At 37.6% G+C, this 23592-nt stretch carries 20 protein-coding genes; 6 read left to right on the plus strand and 14 right to left on the minus strand.

Going from position 1 to position 23592, the window contains the following annotated elements; genetic code table 11:
- Positions 1-14: 14 nt before the first annotated feature.
- The 5 genes from P164_RS01265 to uvrA all read right to left on the minus strand — a co-directional run bounded on the left by P164_RS01265 (position 15) and on the right by uvrA (position 8454).
- Positions 15-1046, minus strand: a complete 1032-nt coding sequence (locus P164_RS01265) for an XdhC family protein (protein ID WP_028374674.1) — start codon at positions 1044-1046, stop codon at positions 15-17.
- Positions 1047-1188: 142 nt separating this feature from the next.
- Positions 1189-3036, minus strand: a complete 1848-nt coding sequence (locus P164_RS01270) for a PLP-dependent transferase (protein WP_028374675.1) — start codon at positions 3034-3036, stop codon at positions 1189-1191.
- A 223-nt stretch (positions 3037-3259) separates the two neighbouring features.
- Positions 3260-4675, minus strand: a complete 1416-nt coding sequence (gene mnmE, locus P164_RS01275) for a tRNA uridine-5-carboxymethylaminomethyl(34) synthesis GTPase MnmE (RefSeq protein WP_028374676.1) — start codon at positions 4673-4675, stop codon at positions 3260-3262.
- Positions 4676-4846: 171 nt separating this feature from the next.
- Positions 4847-5407 (minus strand): hypothetical protein, encoded by a 561-nt coding sequence (locus tag P164_RS01280; protein WP_028374677.1) that lies wholly within the window; start codon positions 5405-5407, stop codon positions 4847-4849.
- A 263-nt stretch (positions 5408-5670) separates the two neighbouring features.
- The gene (gene uvrA / locus P164_RS01285) at positions 5671-8454 is read right to left on the minus strand and encodes an excinuclease ABC subunit UvrA (RefSeq protein WP_028374678.1); all 2784 of its coding nucleotides are present in this window, start codon (positions 8452-8454) and stop codon (positions 5671-5673) included.
- A gap of 309 nt (positions 8455-8763) precedes the next feature.
- Between uvrA and P164_RS01290 the strand changes: the two genes are divergently transcribed.
- Positions 8764-9348, plus strand: a complete 585-nt coding sequence (locus tag P164_RS01290) for an RNA polymerase sigma factor (protein WP_028374679.1) — start codon at positions 8764-8766, stop codon at positions 9346-9348.
- 248 nt (positions 9349-9596) lie between these two features.
- On the opposite strand, the gene P164_RS01295 is transcribed toward P164_RS01290, so the two are convergent.
- The 7 genes from P164_RS01295 to P164_RS01325 all read right to left on the minus strand — a co-directional run bounded on the left by P164_RS01295 (position 9597) and on the right by P164_RS01325 (position 14605).
- Positions 9597-10229 (minus strand): hypothetical protein, encoded by a 633-nt coding sequence (locus tag P164_RS01295; protein WP_028374680.1) that lies wholly within the window; start codon positions 10227-10229, stop codon positions 9597-9599.
- A gap of 71 nt (positions 10230-10300) precedes the next feature.
- On the minus strand, positions 10301-10696 hold the full coding sequence (locus P164_RS01300) for an ACT domain-containing protein (RefSeq protein WP_028374681.1): 396 nt from the start codon (positions 10694-10696) through the stop codon (positions 10301-10303).
- 75 nt (positions 10697-10771) lie between these two features.
- On the minus strand, positions 10772-11830 hold the full coding sequence (locus P164_RS01305; protein ID WP_199907762.1) for a hypothetical protein: 1059 nt from the start codon (positions 11828-11830) through the stop codon (positions 10772-10774).
- 406 nt (positions 11831-12236) lie between these two features.
- On the minus strand, positions 12237-12488 hold the full coding sequence (locus P164_RS01310) for a hypothetical protein (RefSeq protein ID WP_028374683.1): 252 nt from the start codon (positions 12486-12488) through the stop codon (positions 12237-12239).
- 53 nt (positions 12489-12541) lie between these two features.
- Positions 12542-12904, minus strand: coding sequence for a hypothetical protein (locus P164_RS01315; RefSeq protein WP_028374684.1), 363 nt, complete (start codon positions 12902-12904; stop codon positions 12542-12544).
- 260 nt (positions 12905-13164) lie between these two features.
- A complete protein-coding gene (locus P164_RS01320) occupies positions 13165-13809 on the minus strand; it encodes a hypothetical protein (RefSeq protein WP_028374685.1) in 645 nt (214 codons plus the stop codon).
- Between the two features lie 139 nt (positions 13810-13948).
- Positions 13949-14605, minus strand: a complete 657-nt coding sequence (locus P164_RS01325) for an endonuclease III domain-containing protein (RefSeq protein WP_028374686.1) — start codon at positions 14603-14605, stop codon at positions 13949-13951.
- A 93-nt stretch (positions 14606-14698) separates the two neighbouring features.
- Between P164_RS01325 and bcp the strand changes: the two genes are divergently transcribed.
- The 5 genes from bcp to P164_RS01350 all read left to right on the plus strand — a co-directional run bounded on the left by bcp (position 14699) and on the right by P164_RS01350 (position 19914).
- Positions 14699-15154: a thioredoxin-dependent thiol peroxidase gene (bcp, locus tag P164_RS01330; RefSeq protein WP_028374687.1), complete on the plus strand. Its 456-nt coding sequence runs from the start codon at positions 14699-14701 to the stop codon at positions 15152-15154.
- A 253-nt stretch (positions 15155-15407) separates the two neighbouring features.
- On the plus strand, positions 15408-16967 hold the full coding sequence (locus tag P164_RS01335; RefSeq protein ID WP_035899279.1) for a hypothetical protein: 1560 nt from the start codon (positions 15408-15410) through the stop codon (positions 16965-16967).
- 74 nt (positions 16968-17041) lie between these two features.
- Positions 17042-18862, plus strand: coding sequence for a cytochrome c peroxidase (locus P164_RS01340; RefSeq protein WP_028374689.1), 1821 nt, complete (start codon positions 17042-17044; stop codon positions 18860-18862).
- 71 nt (positions 18863-18933) lie between these two features.
- A complete protein-coding gene (locus tag P164_RS01345; protein ID WP_028374690.1) occupies positions 18934-19302 on the plus strand; it encodes a hypothetical protein in 369 nt (122 codons plus the stop codon).
- Positions 19303-19407: 105 nt separating this feature from the next.
- Positions 19408-19914, plus strand: coding sequence for a hypothetical protein (locus P164_RS01350; protein WP_028374691.1), 507 nt, complete (start codon positions 19408-19410; stop codon positions 19912-19914).
- Between the two features lie 80 nt (positions 19915-19994).
- Here P164_RS01350 and P164_RS01355 read toward each other — a convergent pair whose 3' ends face one another.
- The gene (locus P164_RS01355; protein ID WP_028374692.1) at positions 19995-20384 is read right to left on the minus strand and encodes an acyl-CoA thioesterase; all 390 of its coding nucleotides are present in this window, start codon (positions 20382-20384) and stop codon (positions 19995-19997) included.
- Between the two features lie 125 nt (positions 20385-20509).
- Entirely contained in the window at positions 20510-23539 is a 3030-nt protein-coding gene (locus tag P164_RS01360) for an AAA family ATPase (RefSeq protein ID WP_028374693.1), read from the minus strand.
- Positions 23540-23592 lie beyond the last annotated feature (53 nt).

The raw sequence follows: 23592 nt of genomic DNA on the forward strand, positions 1-23592 counted from the left end.
TAATGCTTAATGGACTATGCGTGGATACTTCCGGGAATGTCTCGCAGCGATTTTATTTCTTTATTTCTCACGACAGCTGTAATTTCAGAAATTATAGAATTTGCTATTTCTTGTGGTGTAATGGCTCCAATGTCAAGACCTGCCGGACCGTAAATTTTGTCAATAAACAAATCGGCTTTATCAGGGCGAAATTCGATTAAATCATTGAACAGTTTTTCACGACGTTTTACAGAACCTAACGAGCCGATATAAACCGGATTTTTTTCCAGAATGTGTAAGAGGAAATTAAGGTCTGTAGCGTAATTGTGATTCATCAAAACAACCGCCGAATTCTCATCAATAGACAGGGTGTGACTTTCTTCAGGACTAATATGAAGTAGGTTTGTAACGCCCGGAAAATGTTGTAAAGCTTTCTGATCTTTAATTGAAGCAATTACGGTGACTTCCCAGCCCATAAGGCTTGCTAATTGACCCAGTTGTACCGCGTCGTGTTCTGCACCAAAAAGGAATAACTGAAATAACGGACTCAATTCTTGCTGAAAAAAGAGTAGTGCTTCTTCATTTTCAGGTTTAAATTCTTCCGGTTCTGAATAGGTCTTAATCTTTTCTCCGTTACTCAATAGGATTTCAGAACCCAAACCAGGTATTGGGTTTTCAATATCTAAGGTATAGTGTGAGGCAATTTTAAAGGGTGTGCGCTTCTCAAATTCTGAAGCGAGACTTTTAAAAATCGTCTCGTTTACCACAAAGGGTTCAATAAGAATATATAAAATACCCTCACATCCTAGGCGGTAACGACCATCGTAGGTCATCATTTTTGACTGATTAGTTTCAAAAACTGAAGCAGCTTGAAATAAGACTTCTTTTTCTACACAACCGCCACTTACCGCACCGGTCATAGTGCCATCTTGAGCGATTAACATTCTAACGCCGGGTTTGCGGTAAGAAGAACCTTTGAGGTGAACTACAGTCGCCAGAACACAGGAAATGCCTTTGGTATAATACGCAAAGGCATTTTCTACAATTTTTTTAAATTCGTGAGTCATTGAATAGCACTAGATTCTGAAAACTTCAGAATTAATTTTAGATTTCTTAACCGTTTACCGAATTTACGAAAGAAAGCCTGAAACCAAATTTTTTAGCATTTAATTGACATTAGACTTTAATAATATGATGAGACTGTTTGTTTTAATTTAGCTCTTTCACAAACTTTTTAAACACCTCTTTGTGAAGCTGTAAGTTTAAATTTGGAGACAAAGATACCCGTACGATATAATCTTTGTCACCTTCTTTAGTCGTTCCCTGCGTTGAGGTGGCAGGTATCGTCCAGTAACATCCTTTTAATTGACCATAACTCACACAATATTTACTCTCTTCTGGAATAGCCGTGATCATCATATTAATGAGTTTAAGATTTAATGCTCTCTTGTAATTCTCTTTCTCTTCTGCGGAGTCTCCTTTTGTAGGGAGATCAAGTGAAAAAACAGAGGGTGTGAAGCCTTGTTGCGCCAGTTCTTCGGAAACAAAATTAATTTTAGCAGCTGGTAAGGTTTCTTTTATAAAATTTACAAATTCACGGGTGTTTTTATAAGCTTCAGTAATACGAGAATTCATAGAAGGCAACTGTTCTGCAAGAATTTCAACCTGAAGTGCTGTAGCCTCGTTATCGCAAATTTTAAAGTGTTTTTCTATTTTTTCGAGTAGGTATTCTGCTTTTTTATTGGCCACGCAATATCCTGCAGTACACTTTCCACCACTGGGAAATTTAGATCCGCTTACGTAGGATATGGTTTTTACATCTGCTAGTATACCGCTCTCACTTAAAAACTGAACATTAGGACAAAAAGTTTGATCTAAGATAAAAACAGGATTAATCGCTTCAGTTCCTTGAGGCGTTTTACGTTTTTTACTTAAGGCTTCTCGTAGCTTATCAAGATCTGGAACCTCAACACGCGGATTAGTTGGGATTTCAGCAATTATGTAAGGCACAGCATCTTCGCGGGCAACCTGATCTAAAACCTGATCTGTACTTTTGACCATGTCGTTATCCCCATCTACAGGAAGATCTAGTATTTCTACCCGATCAACACTTGCTGCCACACGTCTTGCCTGATCGTTTGTACCCCCATAGCAATTAGGCGGAACTATAATTTTTATAGCCTTACCGGGATGCTTTTCCAGCGCATCATCTATAAGCCCCATCATTATCGCGTATTGAACCGATAAACCCGACGAACCCAATAGCACTTTAGCCTGAGTCGCCGTAATTTGCTGTATAGTGCTTACGACTTTGGTTTTATTTTCATTATAATCACTTTCAGCAGAATTAGCTACGGGTTTCCCAATTAATAGTTGTAGCATTTTAAGACTGTCTGCCGGCGTCATCGCTATAGATTCTCTTCTTCGTACGTGCTGTATGGGAGCTACATAATCTGCATTTTTGGCTCCGTTAATCAACAGAATACTTCCCAGTTTATCGTGAAGACTTACTAAGAAATCAATAGACTTATGGATATGTGTTTCAGCAAGATTTATATTATCAGAGATAAAAATAGTGCTCCCTTCAAATTGAGGTAATGCAGCAGAATTCTCAACTTGTATGAGTTTAAAATCGTAGCCGTAAACCTGTTCTAGACTTTCGGTATTAAAATGTGCGGGTAAATTACCAGTGTAGGCAATTCTCGTTTTTTTATTAGCCAGCGCATTGGTTCTTAAAATGGCTAAAACCGGCATTGTTTGAGAAGAAAAACTAATTACACCTTCCGCTTCAAGTGTATTCATTTTAGCAACACTCCACTCAAGAATACTAGATAACGGATGCCCAAGCCTAATATAATCGTATGCGGTAGGTAACTGGCTTAGATTTTCAGTACTGATCGCACCAGAATTCAGCAGGTTTTCAAATTCTTCTATAAAGTGACTTTTGGCCCGTTCTTCATTATAAATATCAAGTCTGTGAGTAGTTAATCTTAACCAGTCTCCCGGCATATCAGCTAACACCTCTTCTATAGATTTAAGTAAATTGTTATCGTTCAAAATAGTTTATTTTAAAGTTGATCGCGCGATGGACCTGATTTAATTTATTTTATAAAGCAAAAAATATACGTCTTTTTTACTGTTGCCAAAGGTCTTAAAAGTATGACGCTTTTGCAGCTACAAACTAACAAAGATCGTTTTTAAAAAAGAGGTTGTTGTATAGAGTCATTTGATTACATGATCTAGTGTGACAATACTTGTGGAAGCATTAGATTTTGATGTGTTACTTTCCAATACAAAAATTAGCAAAAATATTACCCAGAAGTTCGTCGTTTGTTACCTGACCGGTAATTTCCCCAAAATGATAAAGCGCTTCTCTAATGTCAATTGCCATTAAATCACTGCTCAACCCATCATTAATTCCTTGTTGTACTTTTTCGATTTCTTCAAGGGCTTTTAGTAGTGCGTCGTAGTGGCGGGAGTTCGTCACTAAAGTCTCGTTATTGCGAAGAGCGCCCAAGTTTACAAATTGCAGCAATTGTTCTTTTAACTCATCTACGCCAGTACCGGTTTTAGCAGAAATTAGAAGTATTGCAGATTTAGAATTTTCGGGTATTAATTGAGATAATTGTTCATTAATGCTTTGTTGTTCCGCTTCGGTGAGGTGGTCTATTTTATTTGCGACCAGTACTAAAGGTTTATCCGGAAAACGGTTACGTATTTTCTGAATTTCAACAATAAATAGATCGGGTTGATTTCTAAACTTATCAGCATTAATGAGGTAAAGAACCACCTGAGCCTGTGTGATTTTCTCAAAAGTTTTTTTGATTCCCAGGCCTTCTATGACATCAATGGTTTCACGTATTCCTGCAGTATCTATAAAACGAAATCCAATTCCGCCTATTGAGAGTTCGTCTTCAATGGTATCTCTGGTTGTACCTGCAATATCGCTTACAATCGCGCGCTCTTCATTTAAAAGCGCATTCAGCAAAGTTGATTTTCCCACATTGGGTTCGCCTACAATAGCCACAGGAATCCCGTTTTTAATGACGTTTCCTGTGGCGAAAGAATCGATAAGTCGTTTTAAAACACGTGTTATTTTTGTGATCAGATTCTGAAATTCTTCACGATTAGCAAACTCTACATCTTCTTCTGCAAAATCAAGTTCAAGCTCGATAAGTGAAGCAAAATCGAGCAATTCCTGACGTAGCTGAGCGATTTCGTTAGAAAAACCACCACGCATTTGCTGCATAGCAATTTGATGTGCTCCGGCATTATCACTGGCGATTAAATCTGCTACGGCTTCAGCCTGGCTCAAATCCATCTTACCATTTATAAATGCACGTAGGGTAAATTCACCGGCTTTAGCAGCCCGACAGCCTTTTCTGAATAAAAGCTGTAGAATTTCCTGCTGAATATATGAGCTTCCGTGACACGAGATCTCAACAGTAGGTTCTCCCGTATAGGATCGTTTTCCTTTAAATATGGAAACTAAAGCTTCATCAATGATTCGGTTTCCATCTATAATATTTCCTAAATGCAGGGTGTGAGATTCCTGATCGTTGAGAATCTTTCCGCTTTTGGCACTAAAAATAGAGGATACGAGGCTTAAAGCATTTTCCCCCGAAACGCGTATTACGGCTATCGCACCCGCTCCCGGTGCAGTCGCTAGTGCGGCTATTGTGTCTTGAATTTGCATAGCGGTAAAATTACGAAATATTGCTGTGGCGATGTACCAAAAAAAAATCCCTTACAAACGAATTTGCAAGGGATTCATCAACTAACCAACCAAAAAATCAAACTAGATCTCGCTAATCAGGCGAGTCTTTTTTTTACTCAACACTATGCTTAAAATCCGTCTCCGTATACATTATGATCTGCGACTGCGGTCTCCATATACTTCAATCACTTCAATTTTTTTATCTTTCTTATATTTCCCGTTATAGAAATCACCGGTTTGTTTGTAAATACGACCACTTCTGTCGTAATGCATTTTTACATTACCTAGTTTATCTAAACGACCTTGTTTGTACTTTACAGGAATATCCCCAATACGCGCCACCTGGCCGTTGCGTAAATAGTCTATTTCTATAGTGCCTATTTGGGTAACCTGACCGTTTCCGTTGTATTGTACATAACCTCTTCGGTAATTTGCTCCGGTGCCATAATTCACAGCATAATTACCCGGATAATAAATCTCTTTAACATATTTACCATTTAAACGGGTAGAAGAGGGTGTTACGTTAAAATCTAAAGTTCCATCAGGATAAACCAGAAATTCTACACCACGCTCTATAAAAATCACCGGACTCATAGTCGTATGATTTAGTAAAACTTTATCGCCATTAGCATTTATTGGTGCTAAATCTGCTGCCTGCGCAGTTGCTCCGATTACGAAACTTGCTGCTAAAAAAAGTAAAGTGCGTTTCATGTCTTTCTGTATTTTAAATCAATTATTAAAAATTAATCTTGTTATACTTAAGACTTTTCAAACGCCGTGCCAAACTCAATATAAGCTCGTTATTTCGCTAAAGCGGAATACTTAATATTGGTTTATATTGTTTTATATCAGTATGTTACGTATATTTTGTAAATCACATAAATAACAAACACCGAATAACAAACACCGAATAACAAACACCGAATAACAAACACCGAATTACAAATACCGAATTACAAATAACCCCTAAGGGATTAGAGCTTCTCTTTTAAATATTGAGCCGTGTACGACTTTTTGTTTTTAGCCACTTCTTCAGGAGTTCCCGAAGCGATTAAATAGCCGCCGTTCTCGCCACCTTCAAGACCTAAGTCTATCACGTGATCTGCACATTTAATTAAATCTAGATTGTGTTCTACAACAAGAATAGAATGGCCTTTTTTAATTAATGCTTCAAACGAAGTCAATAGCTTTTGAATATCGTGAAAATGAAGACCGGTGGTAGGTTCATCAAAAATAAATAGGTTTTTCTCTTTGGTGATTCCTTTTACTAAAAAAGAAGCCAGTTTAATACGCTGCGCTTCTCCACCAGATAAGGTAGATGAGCTTTGCCCCAGTGTTACATAACCTAAGCCTACATCTTGTAAAGGTTTTAGTTTTCGCGTGATCTTATCCTGTTTAAATTCGGTGAAAAAGGAAATCGCATCATCTATCGTAAGATTTAAGATATCGTCAATATTTTTACCTTCAAACGTAACTTCTAGTACTTCTTTTTTAAAGCGCTTTCCTTTACAGACTTCGCATTCCAGATGCACATCGGCCATAAATTGCATTTCTATGGTTACTTCGCCTTCACCTTTACAGGTTTCGCAGCGCCCGCCATCTACATTAAAAGAGAAATGTTTTGTCTGAAAGTTGCGTATTTTACTCAGTTTCTGACCTGCAAATAAAGATCTGATATCATCGTACGCTTTGATGTAGGTTACCGGATTTGAACGTGAAGAGCGACCTATGGGGTTTTGATCTACAAATTCAATATGATTAATATTATCAAATTTACCTTCAATCCCTGTCATTTGACCGGCTTTTTCTCCAAAACCACCGGTTTCTTTGAGCATAGAAGGGTAGAGGAGTTTTTTAACCAGCGTACTTTTACCACTACCAGAAACACCGGTTACAGCTACAAACACACCTAGCGGAAAGCGAACATCTATATTCTTTAAGTTGTTTTCACGAGCTCCTAAAATAGTTACATAATACTTTGAAGTACGGCGTTTTGCAGGAACTTTAATTTCCATCGTGCCGTTGAGGTATTTAGCGGTTAAGGAGTCGCTTTTCAATATTTTGTCATACGTACCCACTGCAACCAGGTCACCACCAAATGTTCCGGCTTCTGGGCCTATGTCAATAATCTCATCTGCCGCTTTCATAATATCTTCATCGTGCTCTACCACAATTACGGTGTTGCCAAGATCACGTAGGTTTTTGAGCACTTCAATAAGACGCTCTGTATCTTTAGGATGCAGGCCTATACTGGGCTCATCAAGTATGTACATAGAACCTACCAGACTACTTCCTAAAGAAGTTGCAAGGTTAATACGCTGCGATTCTCCACCAGAAAGTGTATTTGATTTTCGATTGAGCGTAAGGTAGGTGAGCCCCACTTTCGCTAAAAACTCCAGCCGGCTTTCTATCTCTGTAAGCAGTCGTTTTGCAATTTTAGCATCGTGCTCTCCTAATTCTAGATTTTTGAAGAAATCAGCAACTTTATTTAGAGGAAGCCCTACCAAATCTGTAATTGTAGCGCCGCCTATTTTTACGTAGTTAGCCTCTTTCCGCAGGCGTTTACCACCACAGGTTTTACATTTTGTTTTTCCGCGATAGCGCGAAAGCATTACTCTATTCTGAATTTTATAAGCTTTAGATTCCAGATATTCAAAAAACTGATTAATGCCTTCAAAATGACTGTTACCATTCCATAATACATCCTTTTGTTCTTCGGAAAGTTCGAAATACGGTTTGTGAATGGGGAAATCAAATTTATAAGCTGTATTAACTAGTTGGTCCCTATAGTAGCTCATACTATCGCCGCGCCACGGAAACACTACATTTTCATAAACTGAAAGCGCTGTATTAGGAATAACCAGATCTTCATCTATACCTATAACATCGCCATAACCCTCGCAGGTAGGACACGCCCCATACGGATTATTAAAACTAAACAAATGCACATTAGGCTCTAAAAAGGTAATGCCGGCTAGTTCAAAACTATTACTGAAGTGACGCTGCTTTCCGGTTGCCAGGTCTTCAATATAAGCTTCTCCTTTTCCTTCAAAAAAGGCAGTTTGTACGGCATCTGCCAGCCTATTCTCAAAATCCTCATCATCTTTGGTAATGATTCGGTCTACCACCAGAAAAAGTTTGTCTGAAGATTTTATGCTTCCGGCTTCTTCAATACGTATTACTTCATTATTTACTTTAATACGAGCATAGCCTTGTTGCTGTAAAATATTGAGTTTTTCTTCAATTTTTCGGCCTTTTTCGACAATAAAAGGAGCTAAAAGCAACAATTTACTGCGCTCTTCAAAACTTTTGACGTAATCAACAATATCGGTTACGGTGTCTTTTTTTACGATATCGCCAGAAACGGGTGAATAGGTTTTACCTATGCGCGCAAAAAGAAGTTTAAGGTAATCGTATATTTCTGTAGAGGTCCCTACGGTAGACCGCGGATTTGTACTGTTTACCTTTTGCTCAATGGCAATCGCAGGTGCAATACCTTTAATATAATCTACTTTAGGCTTATTAAGGCGTCCTAAAAACTGCCTTGCATAAGATGATAAACTCTCTACATACCGGCGTTGACCTTCTGCATAGAGCGTATCAAAGGCGAGGCTTGACTTACCGGAACCCGATAAACCGGTAATTACAACCAGTTTATTACGAGGTATGATAACATTTATATTTTTTAGATTGTGCAGTTTTGCACCTTTAATAATGATATTTTTTTTAGGATCTGCTTTAGAAACGTCAATAATCATAGCGATGTGGCCGCAAGCGGCATTTAAAACCCCATAACAGACTTAATTTCTAATTGAAATTATTGGTATTAGTCTCTTACAGGAGGTGAATTCTTTTGATACAAAGATAATTTATAGTAGCGATAACACCTCAAAGATTTGCCCAACGTCCTGTTAATGTTAAAATTGTATCGGGGTAGTTGTTTATTTGGAATGAAAGTTGTTATATTTGGCTCACTATAAACCACTAAGCGGAAAGCCTATTCTTGAAAATTACTTTTTAAATTATTGAATTGATCCTAAGGGTCTTTAAACTACAAAAGTAATTTTATGGAAGATTTATTAAATTCTGACGCTGCTTTAGTGAGCAAATATATCAAGGGCGAAGAAAGTGCTCTTTCTGTTCTTATCTCAAGACATCAACAACGCATTTACAGTTTTATTTATTCTAAGGTCTACGACCGCGACGTTACCGAAGATATTTTTCAAGACACATTTATTAAGGTTATACGCACATTAAAACGTGGAGGTTATAATGAAGAAGGTAAATTCTTGCCCTGGGTTATGCGTATCTCACACAATCTGGTAATAGACTATTTTAGAAAGAATAAGCGTATGCCGAAGTTTGACAATACAGGCGATTTTAATATTTTTTCGGTTTTAGGAGATCCAGATTTAAATGCAGAGAAGCGTATAATAAAGGATCAGGTAGAGCAGGACGTACGTAAACTTATAGACGAGTTACCCGAAGATCAACGCGACGTTTTAGTGATGCGTATCTATAAAGACATGAGTTTTAAAGAGATTGCAGAATCTACAGATGTGAGTATAAATACAGCTTTAGGGCGTATGCGATATGCGTTAATTAATCTTCGGAAAGTAATTGAAAAGAACAACATAATTTTAACAAATTAGATTAGACTAAAACTAAGAAGTGTGCGTTATAGAAGTCAATAATCTTCTAAACCACATTTAATGGAAAACATTTACTCTAAAAAATCTCTTTTACAAAACAACAAAATGAATCCTTCGGAGGATACCGTAAACCGGATTTTAAATTATTCTAAGGCTTTAAGTGTTATGAATACCAAGATTGGGAAGGTAGATAACTTTCTCAACTAACAGAAAAGACCCGCTTTTAAGCGGGTCTTTTTTATTTTAGATTAATTCTCGTAGTAGCTGTATTCTGAATCAACACGCTCGGGATCGCCAAATTCCTGTAAGCCGTCGCTTTTTATATTTAGTGCTTCTTCATTTGTAGGATTAAAATCTTTAGGTAAGTAATATGATTTTTTAAGATAGCTGGTTAAACTGCCATAGGTATCGGTTTTGCGATTAGTCATAAATGATTTTCTATAGGGAAGATTATCGCCTTCATAATATTCTACAATCGCTTGTAAACCTTTTGAATCATACAACTCGTAAGAGGTAGGCATGTCAGACTCCGGCACATCATAATTTTTAACCAGTGTAGCACTGGTATCTCTGCAAATTAAAGCCTTCTCGTTCTCGTAAAAGCAAATCCTGGTTCCCGTTATTTTTTTATCGTATTCCGGGAAGTCACTTATGGTATCTTTAGGTTCGCTTAAATGGTCTATATATAAAATCGGATTTTCTTTTCTGTCAAAGTGTATTTCTGAGTGTTCTATAAGTTCTTCTTTAGCGTCTGCTAGTAAGGCGTAATGTTTGTCTATACGAGTTTTTACAGGTTTTGAAGTTTGAGGTGTGGGCAAAGTATTTTTTTGTGAATTGCACGCTGTCATCAAAATAACCAGGGTTAGCAGAATATATTTCATTTGGAGATTATAATTTTTATAAAGGTTTGAAAGCGCAAATAAAAGATAATGTTAGAAGATTGAGCTAGACATTAAGTATTTGATAACGCTTTTAAAACATTCATCGCTTTCTCTGCATCTTCCTGAGCTACAAAAATATGATCGTGGTAATAACCGGCAATCACGTTACAACTAATTTGCGCCCGTGCCAATGCAGTTGAAAAAGCTGCTGTTAAACCTACCGCTTCTAACGAAGAATAAATTTCTAACGTGATCCAGGATGAACAATAGCTATAATTTAAATGTAGTGCGTCTGCCTTGGCCTGTTCAAGAACAATGGTAATACCTTCGGGTTCTTTAAACTCAAAGAGCGTTTCATTGCGGTTAATAGCGTTGAGATCACCCACCGAACAAAAAATAAAAGTACCTGTATTCAATTTAGGCTTCATACCCTTAATGAGTTTTTTTAAATTTTTCTCTCCTGTCATCACGCTGTTTATAAATGAATGTTTGAATTTTAACGATACTCAGAATCATCTAATTTTGAGGCTTGCTTCAATAAGCTACTCTAAACGACTAAGCGCTCCAGAATTTCTTAATAAAAATACATACTGAAAGTACGCAGTGGTACTCAAATCGTCTTTGGGATTTATAGATTCTCCAAATAAGCGGGATTTTATTTGTACTAAATCCTGTGAGTTATCGTAAGGTGATGCTGCGCCATCTAGTTTGAATAAAGTTATTGAGTTGGCCATGCTCACTTCTTTTAAGTCTTGTATACCTTTTACCAGCATTAACGGGCCATCTGCATTAACCCAATCAAGCTGCTCATGAGGTGGTGATGGAAAATTAGGATTCTTAGGTAGATACATGGCACTGTTGAGCGTAAAACTTACCATACTCGTAGTCTTAAATTGAGAGGCCAGCAGGTGAGTCGCAAATGTAGTTTTGCCCAGTTCTGCATTACTCTGCAAAACGTGATTAAACCCAAAAAAGCCGTAGAATTTTTTATGCTGAAGGTTTAGCGTTTGTACGGTATGTTTAAAATTAAGAACCATCGCAGAATCTCGGGGAATAGCGGAATCATAATTCTCAAAACTTGTATCTATTCCTAATACTTTAATTTTTAAAGAATCGTGTTGTTTTAAATTGTAGTCGTATAAAGTATTCCATTTTTCAAACAATTGACGGCTCGCCTGCTGCGGAATACGAGTACCTACAGCCGTTACTACATTTTTTAGTAAGCTGGTATCTTTAGGTGTACGCGCTAAAAACGTATTTAATATACCAGCTGTTGTACTATCCATTTCAGCAAGATAGTGGGTTACCCCTAGCTTTTTATGAAGGAATAAAAAAAGCGTTTTATCTAAGGTTTGATTGTCTGCATAACCGTGTATTTCTCCCAATAAAAATACTTGCGAATTGTAAAAATCAGCATCAAATAAGTGGTCATTTAAGGTTGTATCTAGTACCGTATTATGATTCTTGAGATAGGCGATATGTTCTTTGCTTTTAGAACCTAGAAACAGGCTATTACTGATGTAGATATACAGACCTAAAAGTAGTAGAAGTGCTAATAAGCCACCTATGAATTTCAGCAATAGCGTAAAGATTTTTTTCATAATGCGTAGTAGTGATTTAATTTAGGCACAATACTACGGTCTAAAAACTAACAGCTGTTTTTTAAATTACCCAATGGTGAATTTTTGATGCTGACGTGTCTTTTTTAGGGAGTGAGCGAAATTTGTGAGTCGCTATTGCAACCGTTTTATTTTTAAACATGATTAAACTGTCGTGGGCTTAAGTAACGCATAAGGCATTTTAAAACTGAAACTTATGCTCTTACTTACTATTATAAATTTCAGGAGTTACTGAAATCTCTAAAGCAAAATCACCATTTTTATCGTAGTATTTATAGTCCATTGTGATATTATTAGCTCTGAAGTCTTTTAACTCCTTGCTATTTTTAACATTATCGACAATGTTAGATCTAATGTATTTATTAATGGTGTCTAAGTTTAATTCAGCCTATTCGGTATCTACAAGTGTGTAGTAATAAATAAAATTGGTTTTTCCTTTATGTGAAGCACTGTCCAGACGTACATACTGGTCAATCTGCATTGGGGTTTCCTTATTAACTTCAATTGCGGCATCTTTTAATTGTGATTCTAAATCTTTTTTAAAAAGTTGCTGTGCTCCATAATATGAAATTGCAAATGCAATACTTCCTGCTACTATTCCTATTAATTTCCCTTTGTTACTTTGTTTGTCTTGTGCCATAGGTAGGAAGCTATTTAATGAAGAGGTTTTAAAATAAATATAGGTTTTAGAGTCTATCTTCTACCTACAATTTCTAAATCGTAGTGAACATCTTGCGTACCGTGATATTCTCTACCAAATTTCACCTGCATTTTGTAATCTATTTTATATAATTTAAGAACATCATCTACATCTCTTTTTCTCCTTTTGGCTAGAGCAAACTCATTTAAATGAGTATTTAGCGTGCCAAAAGCTAAACCTAAAACGGGTAATCCCACAGTCATTATAAGAAGGGGCACTGTAGAAACCACTCTATTATCAAAACCGAATTTTCCCAATAGAAAACCTCCAACAATTACGCATAAACCTATAAATAAGAAGATTACAAAATAAAGGTAGGTAAGCAATCTATTACCTTTAAATTTTTCATATCTCACATTTACATCTTTGAGAATTTCTTCAAATTTGATATTGAGCGCGATTTTTGAACAAGTCCTATTAAATTCGGGTTTGCGGTTTGTAAATTCACAGACCGTTCCTATTTTAAAGTCTTTTAGTTGATGATCACAAAGCGCACAATGTTAGCTAAATCAATTGAAGTAGTGTTCAACATTTTATTATTTTATCAATTTAAACAAAAGCATATCAAAGACTCTATTTGAGATATCCTATACAAAGACCTTAAAGTATTTCTGTTTTACGCAGCAACAAGTAGAAATGCATCAATAAAAGTCCACACACCATTTTCTTTACGGCAGTATACAAAGCCGCCATCTCCACAAAGACCCCCGCACGCATTCCAAATTTCAAAAACTGCCTGATCTTTATTTTCAGAATAGGAAATAAGACTTAGGCTCACATAGCCCTGTGATTGTGGGTGTATTTTATAAAAATAATCCCAGAATCCCTCAAGATTTTTATAGGTATTAGTTTTAGAAAGTTCACTAATATAGTTAAGCTCAGGTTCTGTAATTAGTGTTATCATTTTATTATTAACACTAAATTTATCATCAAAAAATTTAGTCTTAAGGTTTACTTCAATTAGATTTGTGAATAAGCTAGCTTCAAAATCGGGATATCTACTTTCTAAATTTTTTTTAACATCTTCCGTAGTCTCAGTAAAAGCACTTGCGTAATTTTCTTCACTAGACTCTTGAGATACAGCTACATTGGGTGTATTATATTGCTCTAAAAACGAGCTGTAAACTTTATAATCTTCGTCAGAAAATTCATCGGGTGTACTCAATTCAAATTCCGGAAAATCGTCGACGTTATCATCTTTAGAACAACCGGTATTTAAGATAATAAGTAAAAAAAGGATTGTGTATTTAAAGTAATTCATTGGTTTTAGATTAGCTATTAGGCATTAACTAATATTTACGTTTCTCAGTCAACTAAGATAACTAATAATTATATCTTAGCATTACAGATAACCTCATTTAGGCATAAAAAAAAGCAGCATACAGCTGCTTTTAGATAGTTTACTTCCTATTCTTATACCATTCATCTACCACAGATTTTCTCCCTATAGTAGCAGTAATAATATCCTTATGTAAATCCCAACCGCGAGCTGGGCTGTATTGGCGGCCGTACCAGATGATTTGCAGGTGCAGCTCGTTCCACAGGTCTTTAGGGAAGAGGCGCTTGGCATCTTTTTCGGTTTGCACCACGTTTTTCCCATTAGTCAGATTCCAACGGTACATAAGCCGGTGAATGTGCGTATCTACAGGGAAAGCGGGTATGTTAAAAGCTTGAGAAACCACCACACTGGCGGTTTTATGACCTACCGCTGGCAGTTCTTCAAGAGCTTCAATGCTTTCAGGAACCCTCCCGTTATATTTGTCAATTAAGATATGCGACAGGCCGTGAATTCCTTTAGCTTTCATAGGCGATAACCCTACGGGTTTGATGATTTCCCGTATTTCTTCCACAGAAAGTTTTATCATATCATATGGGTTATCTGCGATTTCAAAAAGCAGGGGTGTGATTTGATTTACTTTTACATCTGTGCTTTGTGCACTCATCAGTACAGCGATCAATAATGTGTACGGGTCTTTGTGATCTAACGGAATGGGAATTTGGGGATAAATACGCTTTAACGTATCTATAACAAAAGTTACCTTATCGGCTTTAGTCATTATCTGTAATTTTAAGGCTAAAATACAAAGAAGCACAGGTTTTAAGTAAACTTAAAAAGTGCTTTCTGGACTTAAAAATAAAAATTGAAAACTATGAATACATTAAAGGCAGGAGACCAGGTACCTAATTTTACAACGACAGACCAGGATGGCAACGTGATTAACTGGAGTGATTATAGCGATAAAAAAGTGGTGGTATTCTTTTACCCAAAAGCATCTACGCCGGGCTGTACGGCAGAAGCATGTAACTTAAGAGATAATTACACAGCGCTTCAAGAGCAGGGTTATGTCATTTTAGGGGTAAGCGCAGACTCAGAAAAAAGACAGGCTAATTTTAAAACGAAATACGAATTTCCGTTTCCATTATTAGCAGATGAAGATAAAAAGGTAATTGACGCTTTTGGCGTTTGGGGGCCTAAAAAATTTATGGGTAAAGAGTATGATGGCATTCACAGAATGACCTTTCTGGTAGAAAACGGTACAGTTACGCGCGTGATAGACAAGGTAAAAACCAAAGACCACGCTGCTCAGATTTTAACTGAAGCCTAAATTGACGTTTTAATACTTACTAAAAGAAGACCGCTGTTAAGCGGTCTTTTTCGTTTATAAAAATTTCATTTTCAGCACTATAATGTATGTTGAGTTTACATTTAATACGAGAATAATTCTAAATAGTAATCTTTAGGTAACATTTTTAACAGTGTGGTTAATTAAACTTAATCTAACCAATACACCGGGTTAACGCCTTAAGTCTCTTGTCTAGATAGCTTTGTCACCAGACTAAATAACTAAAACTATGACAATGATTACTCTAAAAAAATTGCTTCTTAATTGTATGATGCTTGCTTCGGTAGGTGTTGTATTTATGGCGTGTGAGGGCGAAGATGGCCTTGACGGAATCGACGGTGTTGATGGTGCAGACGGCACAGATGGTGTTGACGGAAATGATGGGAGTGACTTCACTCCAGAACCGGGTATGTTTACAGATAAATCAAACCTGGCTCCTTTAGTGGCAATGATGCCTCAGTTTAATTACGTAAAAGCCTACTCACTTTTGAGTTCGTCTGATACGTTAAGTAACCAATTTAAATTAGTAGGTGCTCAGGATGGTGCGGGATTTTTAAAAGATCCTAACAGCGACGGGTATATTTATGTGGTAAATGCAGAAGATACCTATGCAGTATCTCGTATTATGCTCGATAAAAATTTAAAGCCGTTAACGGGTGAGTGGTTATTAAACTCTAGTGTAGGAGATTATGCGCGCCAATGCTCCGGTACGATGTGGGAAGCTGCTATTCACGGGGGTTCTCAAGATTTGTTTCTTTCTGCTTCAGAAAGCATTAATTACGATGTAAAAGGTATCGACCCGTATATGACTCCAACTCCGGGAGCAGACTTTGGTTTAGATGCTTTAGGTGAATTCTCATGGGAAAATGCAGTGCCGCTTCCTAAAGATGCGTATACCGGTAAGACGGTGATTATAGGAGGCGATGACGATTCTAGTGGATCTCAAGGTCAGGTGACTATGTATCTTTCAGAAAATGGCGACGCAGATTTAGAAAACGGTAAAATCTATGTGCTGCGTTTTAAAGAAGTATCTAATGGCGCAGGCGGAAAAACTGCAGTTACAGCGGGTCAAATTTACAACGAGAGCAACCTTGATTTTCAAAAGTCATACGCGGTAGAATTTGTAGAAATCGCCGGCGGAAAAGACCTCACTAAAAACGAAATGGAAGATGCATGTGTAGCGGTACAGGCTTCAGCATTTATGCGTGTTGAAGATGTAGATTATCAAAAAGGTTCTGATGCTAAAGGGCGTAATGTATTTTTTGCGGTTACCGGTCGTGGTCCGGGAGCAGGTACCTACAACGATTGGGGTACGGTTTATAAATTAGAATTAGATGCAGCTAACCCATTACAGGGTAATTTAACTCAAATTATTAGCGGAAATACAGATACCAATAAAGCAGATGGTAACGTAGCCTTATTACAAAGCCCAGACAACATTTGTGTTACTGAAAACTTCGTGTATTTTCAAGAAGACCCTAACTCATTTTCAAAAGGACACAGTGCATTTATCTATCAATCAGACTTAAATGGTAATAACTCACGTCCGGTTTTAGAGCTTGTTATTCGTCAGGATTTAGTAGAAAACGGCAGTAGCGGCTTTAGTGGAGAATTTGGTGCACTAACAGATATATCTGATAAAGTAGGGGTACCGGGAACTTTTATCTTAAACCTACAGCCTCATTACTGGACAAACACTTCCTTTAAAGGCCGTGATGGTCATAGTTTTTCAGACTTAGGTGACGAAGACGATCAGGGAGGACAAATTGTTTTATTACAAGGTTTACCCAGATAGATTTATTCATCAATCAAAATTACAAACCTCCGTGTATTGCGGAGGTTTTTTCCATTTATAAAGCGAAACCATTTATGAATAGTAGAATAACCCTGCTTCTCATCTGCAGTATGCTGTTGCTCAGTAGCTCCTGTAAAAAAGAAACCACTACTGAAGCATTAAAACGACGTATTGACTGGTCTGCAGCCCACAACTTTTATTTAGAGAATATAACCCTATCCCTAAGCTATCTTGATAGTTTACAGACTGTGCAATCATCAGATATAAAAGCTAAAACCTATTTTATTAAGGCTCGGGAAGCCTTTAAACAGGCAGAGCCTTTTGCGTCGTATTTAAGTCCCGAAGTGGGGCACCAGGCAAACGGTCCTGCATTACCCAGACTTACCGATGATACCCAGAAAGTATTGCAGCCCATAGGCTTTCAAAAGTTAGAAGAATCTATTTACGAAGGTGGCGTAAGTGAAGCGCAATACACAGAAGAAGTGCAGCTTACAAAAGGATTACTTTCGGTTTTAAAAGCGAGTATAGAAAAGCGCGATTTAAATGCGCAGCGGTTTTTTATTGCGACACACCAGCAGTTGATGCGAATTTTAAGTTTTGGGATTACCGGTTTTGATACGCCTGTAAGCGAACTGGGATTAAATGAAACGCAGATTTCTTTAAACAGTCTTGTACAGGTGTATGAATTGAGTTTGCAAAACACTGTACAGACCGTAGATGCTGAGCTCGATAAGAAGTTTAAAAACGAAGTAACGAGTGCCGTTGCTTTTATAGAAAAGAATAAAGATTTTGCAAGCTTTGACCGCTATACGTTTTTACGGGATTACTTTAATCCCATTACCCGCAGTTGGGTTAGTATACGCCAGGTTTCTGATATCTGGGAACCTGTAAAAAATAAACCCTTCAATTTTGATGCGCCCACTTTTTTTGAAAGCGACGCGTTTAATGTAGATTTTTTTAGACAGGCAACAAATAATAATCCTACGCAGCAACAGATCGCTTTAGGAGCACGTTTATTTTTTGATAAAAAGGTTTCTAAAGGGGAGACTATGGCTTGTGCAACCTGCCACATACCCGAGAACGCGTATGCAGATGGTTTAAAACTCAACTTTTCTAATGCAGGTGCACTTTTAAAAAGAAATACCCCCACACTTATAAATTCAATTTTTCAGCAGGGGTTTTTCTGGGATGGTCGCGCCCCAGATATGATGTCTCAAATTTCGGGAGTGTTTACTAATGATGCCGAGTTTGATAGTGCGGTGCACGAGTTTTCAGAAGCTATTTTGAAAGATTCGTCTTATGTAGACGCTTTTAAGGAAGTTTTTGGCGATCGTAAATGGACGAATGATGAAGTAATTAAATCCCTTTCAGCATACATCTCTACCTTAAATTCTTTTGATTCTAAATTTGATAAAAATATGCGTGGGGAAGAAGACACATTCACTTCCGCAGAAAAACAGGGGATGAATTTGTTTATGGGAAAAGCGCTCTGTGCTACCTGCCACTTTATGCCGCTTACCGGCGGTACCGTACCGCCCTTTTTTACAGAAACCGAAAAAGAGGTTATAGGAGTTCCTAAAACTGCAGCAAATAAAACTGTAGACTCAGATACCGGTTTTTATTTTATGTACGAAGAGCCTATACAATTTGGGATGTTTAAAACACCTACCGTGCGTAATGCGGCAGTAACGGCACCTTATATGCATAACGGAGTATATGAAACGCTCGCACAGGTTATGGATTTTTACAATAAAGGAGGGGGAGCCGGTCTTGGGTTTGACCTACCACACCAGACTTTACCTTTTGATAATTTACAGTTAACCGAAGACGAAATGCAATCGCTGGTTGCTTTTGTAGAAACATTAACCGCAATACCTATTCTTCAAAAAGAGTAGTCTAAACCCATTTAAAAATTCGTAAAATTTAGCAGCAACTTAACAGGTTGCTGTTTAACTTTGTACCCATAATGAAAACATTTTTGAAAACCATTTTTATCACCATGTTGCTGTTTTGTACAGCACAGGCGAGTTATGGGTTTTCAGTAGATGATGATTCTACCATTACGGTACCGGCAGACAAACACCGTGCTCAGCTTACAAATAACAATGATCAGGCGCTGGTTATTGAGCATATTGTTTTAGGTATTCCTGAAATTGCTTCCCGCACTCAGGAAGAGTCTTTAACCGAAAATTTTCCCTTACCCGGGTTAACTCTAGAGGTTGCAAATACAGCTTCAGAAAATGACGTTGATCGCGATTACTTAAACTACGCTATCACCATTTGTCCTGCGTTGAGCGGACTGGTGATGATATTTCCTTTTCATCTTTTTCCCTAGTATTTAACTGCTTATTAGAATTTGTGAGTGTCCCTAATGGGTATGACTCCAACACCTGATGCTTTGCATCAAAAAATTCCTATAAAAACAGTTTAAATAGTAAGTATGAAAGTAGATATGATTTTAGTTTTTGCCATTGTAGTTGGCCTGGTAGCAGTTCCTTATGCATTGTTTATAATTTTTGGGTCAGGAAATTCAAAGAAAGTTGCCAATCAAATTAAAGAGGAATCTAAACAACACAACCTAAATATTAACCAGCAGGAAAAATGGTCGTCTCGCCATATTGCTTTAGACAGTGTAGCTAACAAGTTGCTTTTTGCAAGAACCGAAAACAAAGAGTTAATTTTTAAGTACGTAGATTTAAATAGCATTAGTCGGGTTGCGATACTTGAGCACGTAGAGTCTAAACGTATAGACGGAAAAACCCACAGTACATTAGAAAAGCTTTCTTTAGAATTTATTTCTGCAGAACACGCGCAGCCGGTTGTTTTAAATTTTTACAATTCTGAAACAGACGCAACTCAAAATTATGAGGTTGCTCGTGCTACAAAATGGAAAACCTTAATTGAAAACCAATTAAATCTGGGCTTAAAAAAAGCCAAAGCAGCCTAATACAAAATAAGTTTGGTTAGTGAGAAAAGCCCTGAGCGTTTGAATGCTCAGGGCTTTTTTAATGGTTTTATGTAGAACTTTTATTTATCGAGTCTGTTTTTGACGTATTCGATCTCAGTTTTGCCGTGAGGTTTAGCATTACCGTCTTCATCAAGACCTACCATAACAATTTTGTCAATTGTGATTATAGTTTCACGGGTCATTTTATTACGCACTTCGCATTTAAGCGTAATGGATGCAGTACCAAATTTTAACGGTTCGAGACCTATCTCAATGATATCTCCCTCGCGGGCACTCGCTTTGAAATCTATTTCACTAATATACTTCGTTACCGTACGCGGATTCTCTAATTGAATGATGGCATACAAAGCAGCTTCTTCATCAATCCATTCTAAAAGTCTGCCTCCAAAAAGGGAGCGATTGGGGTTTAAATCCTGAGGTTTGATCCATTTACGGGTGTGGAAATTCATATTTAATAATTTTCAGATTCACCAATAAAACTAAGGAAAATCAAGCTTTTAAAGCGAAATTGAGGCTTGTAATCACTTATAGTATCATAATCAATTTAGATGCATTTCTAAACGCAAGTCAGATTTTAAACCACCGTCAACGAACTGTATCCCTGTCCGTTTTGAGTGAGTTGTATTTGTGTAGCGATGCGTTCTTTTAAACTGTCTACGTGACTGATGACACCAATCATCTTAGACGATTCGGCCTGTAACACATCAAGCGTATCTAAAGTCTGATCTAAAGTTTCGGGATCGAGCGTTCCAAACCCTTCATCAATAAACAAACTATTGATTTCTATATTCCGCGAAGCGAGATCAGATAAGGCTAAAGCCAGTGCCAAACTTAAAATAAACGTTTCTCCACCGCTCAATGTTTTAATTGAACGGCGTTGACCGCCCATATGCTCGTCTATCGCCACCAGACTATCGTCTTCATCGCCTGTGGGTTGATCTATGCGGTAACGGTCTGTTAATTGAACCAGGCGCTTGTTTGCCAACTGTAATAGCTGTGCCAGCGTTAGGTCCTGTGCAAAATCATTGAACTTATTCCCGGTAGCATCCCCGATGAGGTCAAACAGTACCTGCCAATGTTTTGATTGTTCCAGCTCGATTTCTATCTGATTGCGCAATTGGGCGATGAACTCCAGGTTTTGTTTTTGATTTTTAAGAATTCGGGAGAGTTCATTCCCGGTATTTTCATTGATCGTTAGGGCTTCGTTTTTTTGAGCTTGCTCCTCCTGAAGTTTTTCTAAAGAAACGGTACCAGTAGTTTCTTTTAAAATCTTGATTTCATCGGAGAGTTTTCGTTGCAAGGTTTTAAGACGCACCAAACTACTTTGCAACTGTTGCAATTCGCTCGTCCAGGTTTGTGCTACCGAAGCGTTCAAACGTTGCTCCAGGGCTTTTTCTATGGAAACATAGCCTTTCTCCTGCAAGTTGCCGAGTAAGGAAGTGGTAAGAGTTTTTAGACGCTCTGTGATTTCTGCAGAAGTTTGTTGCGCAATTTTCAAGAGCTGCTGCTGCTGGCTTATGCTTTGTTCATTACGATTCCAGGTGGTTTCAATAATACTGATTTGACTTTCGAAATTCGGGATTTCACCAGAATAGAGCCGTTGTATTGCAGCCGTATTCTTTTTACCCTGATCAATAAGTGTATTCAGAGTTTCAATTTGTTCTTTTAAAGTTTGAAGCAGGGTAAACTCATCTTGTAGTTTTTTGGCAAGAGCTAAATCGTTTACCTGCTTTTCTAAACGCGTCTCCTGGGCTGAAAACGAATAGTTTTCTTCCACATCGTACATTCCTTTAAAACGAGCATCAAATTCACGTTGAGCGGTTTCCAATTGGGTGTTTAATTCTTCGATTTGCCGATTCAAAACCGAAGTTTGCTGGGTAAACTGTTTTAGTTCTGCTTGTTTTTCAATGTGTTCTTTTTGCAAGATTTTAAGCTCCTGCTCAAGATGTTCTACAGCAGATTTCAGTCCGTTTTCCTGCTCCGGAAGGTGTGTAGCAAATGGATGTTCTAAAGAGCCACACAAGGGACATGGAACATCCGGCTTGAGTTCGTTACGGTAATCGTCGAGCTGTTTTTGAAGGTTTTCAACTTCCAGCGTTTTTTGCCTGGCAACCAGTTGAGCATCCTTGAGCTCTAGTTGCTGTGTAATTTTTTCAATCGTTTCCGGTAATCCTTTTTGTTGGCTAGTGATAGTTTCTAGTTCTGCCGTTTTTTTAGTGCATTCGGTTTTTAGATTGCTAAGCTGAATGTTTGCTTTTTCTGCAAGTCGCAGTTGGCGTAGTTGTTCCTGAGTAGCCGTTTGCAGGGTTTCTATGGAATGCTTTTGAAAATCAAATTGCTCGGCTATGTTTTTGTAGTGTGTATTTTTAAGCGCTTGCTTCTCGTTGAGTTCGCTCTGAAAGGCTTCTGTTTTAGAAGCTTTTGCAATAAAATTTAAAGGGACCGCGACGCTGTCGATGTGCTTTACACTGTTAGTATATGTAGCACCAATGGTACTGCGTTCTGCGATGAGTTGACGCACTTCACGTTTATAATTTTCCAGCTTTTCAGCGAAATTGGCTGGTGAAACTTCTAACCTAAAACTTGTAGCAATTTCTTGCTTTAGTGTTTCGCGTTCGGTAGTTGCATGCTGTATGGCTTCAGTCGCAGCAGTGATTTCTTTAGCTTTTTCTGCTGCTTTTTCGCGAAGCGTTAACCAGCGGTTCAATTCTTCAGCAAACAGTTGTAGTTCCAGATGGCGTCTAAGCCTACCGCCTTTTTCCTCTTCAAATTTCTGATGCTGTTTTTCCGCTTCGCGTAATTGTTTTTGAGTTTTAAAGTGTTCGTTTTCCTGTTTTTCCAGTTCGGTTTTTAACTTGATTTCGTTGCTTAGGGCATCAAGCTCTTTCTTTAATTTTGTCCGTTCTGACGCTATTTTTTCAGCTTCCTGTTGCTTTTCAGCATAAACAGTTTCCTCAATTAATTGCTCTTTGAAGGTTTCTATTTTGGCCCGTTTCAAGTCTAATTCTTTGGCCCGCTCTTTATGTTTTAGATACACTTCCATACCTATTCTTCGGTAGATTTCGGTACCAGTTATTTTTTCTAAAAGAGCGCCACGTTCTTTTTTCGGCACCTGTAAAAATTTGGCAAATTCGCCCTGTGCCAATACCACACTTTTGATAAACTGATCGTAATTCAAACCGATTAATTCTTCATTTTTTGCCGGAACATCAGACTTTTTCAGATCGAGAATAGCTTCGGTTTCCACATTAGAAATTTCCATATGGTAGTCTCGTAAATTGCCGTTACGGTTGGTAGATATAGACCAGGTAGAAGCAAACACTCCTTCTTTACACCGGTAGGTAATTTGTGCATAAGCTTCGGTTTGGTTGCGGGTTAAAATCGCTCCTTTTTTAAGAATTTCGCCCGTACTCATCTTGCCCAGTCTTGGCACATGATTAAATAACGCCAGAGAAATCACATCAAGAATCGTTGTTTTTCCGCTACCGGTAGGGCCGGTAATCGCAAATAAACTGTTCTGCAAAAAAGGTTCTTTAGTGAAATCGATATGATGCTCACCGCGAAGAGAGTTGATATTTTGAAAGTCTATTTTTAATATTTTCATCAATTAAAAATTGAAAGTGACCTGAGGTCTGTAGTGTTTTTGTTTGAATGGCA

Source organism: Leeuwenhoekiella sp. MAR_2009_132, from assembly GCF_000687915.1.
Lineage (GTDB): Bacteria > Bacteroidota > Bacteroidia > Flavobacteriales > Flavobacteriaceae > Leeuwenhoekiella.